A 1865-nucleotide genomic window follows, 5' to 3' on the forward strand; every position below is an offset into this window, starting at 1 on the left:
CGGGCTGTTGCGAAATTGACGGTTAGGCGCAGCTGTTGGTTTTGTTCTGGTGTTGTCGGCATGTCGTAGCGTGGTCCGGGTCGGTGGCTGACGAAAATTGTTTGGTGGCCAAGGGATATCGCCCGGTGAACCGTGATCAGCAGTTCTTAATGCCGGCCAGTATGAGCGACTGGCTGCCGGATTCAGATCCGGTGTGGCTGGTGATCAGTGCGGTCGAGGGCATCGATACTGCCAAGCTGCACGCTAAGCGCAGTACCGGTGGAGCCGGACGGGCCGGCTATGACCCCGACATGCTGCTGACGCTGCTGATTTGGGCGTGGGCGCAGGGGGTTCGGTCGTCGCGGGTGATCGAGCGATTGTGCCATCGCGATGTGGCGTTTCGGATCATCTGCGCTGGTGATGCACCTGATCATGTGACGATCTCGCGGTTTCGCGCCCAGGCCGCCCAAGCGTGTGAGGAATTGTTCGCGTCGGTGCTGGCGTTGTGCGCGCGACTGGGCATGGGCCAGTTGGGGGTGGTGGCCATCGATTCGGTCAAGATCGCCTCGAATGCGTCGCTTTCGGCCAACCGCTGCGAAGACGGCCTGCGTAAGGCCGCTGCCGAGCAGACCGAAATCGACCAGGCCAAGGCCCGTAAGTTGGCCGCGGCCGCTGCTGCTGAGCATGCGGCCACCGATGCCGCCGAAGACGACTTGTATGGCCCCGACGGTCGTGCTGATGAGATGCCTGAGGATCTGGTGGATCCGAGCTCGCGGGCGGCGCGCATCGCCGAGGCGATCGCGCAGTTGAAGGCCGAAAGCGCCGCTGGTGGTCGCGACCGCAAGGCGCTGGCCGAGCAAAAGCGCCGGCGCCAGCAGCAAAAACAGGCCAAGCAGCAGATGGTGGTGGAGGGCTACCGCGCTCGCCGTGAGCGCGGTGGGCTGCTCCCGGTCGGGGCGATCCCCGCAGCGCTTCGCATCGAGGCGCTCGCCCATACTCTGGCTGTTCGCAAGGCCCAGGCGCAGGCCAGGATTGACGCCTTTTGGGCTCGGCCCTTCCGGGGTGGGCATACCCCGGGGCCGGTTGAGGACAACGTGTATGTCAAGCGGGCTCAAGCCGCTTTGGACCGGGCGGTGGCCAAGCTGCAGGCAGCCGAGGCTGAGCGTGCCCGCAACCAGGCAGCGGCCGCGGCCAGCGAAGCTACCCAAACCACCACCACGACGACATCCAAGCGTGCCCCCAAACGCAATATCACCGACCCGCAGTCGCGGATGATGCCCCTGCGGGGCGGAGGCTGGCTGCAGGGCTACAACTGTCAGGCCGCCACCAGCAGTGATGGGCTGATCATCGCCACCTCGGTGGGCAACAATCCCAACGATGCCACCGCGTTTAGCACCATCATGGACAAGACCGTGGCCGCCGCCGAGCGCATCGACGCCCACCGCAGCGACACTGCTGGGATCGGGGTGGTGCTCGCCGATGCCGGCTACCTCAGCACCGACAATCTCACCGCTGCGGGGCCCGACCGGCTTATCGCGGTCGGCAAAAGCCATGACCTGGCCTTCGCCGCCAAAAATGAACCCGCCACCGGCCCGCCCCCACCGGATGCCACGCCGATCGAGGCGATGGCCCACCGGCTACGCACACCCGAAGGACACGAGCTCTATAAGCAGCGCAGCCACATCGCCGAGACACCGTTCGCCCACGCCAAACACAACCTCGGATTCCGCCGCTTCACCAGCCGTGGGATCGACAGGGCAGCAGCAGAATTCGCCTTCCACTCACTTGTTCACAACCTCTTCAAAGCCATCGGGGCCGGCGCCATCGCCCCAGCCACCGGATAACCGGATCGGCCCCACGTACTCACACCACCAAACTCACCGCGC

General features: G+C 65.4%; 1 protein-coding gene. It reads left to right on the plus strand.

Annotated elements, in window-relative coordinates:
- Nucleotides 1–104 precede the first annotated feature (104 nt).
- On the plus strand, nt 105–1823 hold the full coding sequence (locus AC5Y43_RS24930) for a transposase (protein WP_499977287.1): 1719 nt from the start codon (nt 105–107) through the stop codon (nt 1821–1823).
- Nucleotides 1824–1865 lie beyond the last annotated feature (42 nt).

The sequence above is a fragment of the Mycobacterium sp. NGS57 genome (genome assembly GCF_059812405.1).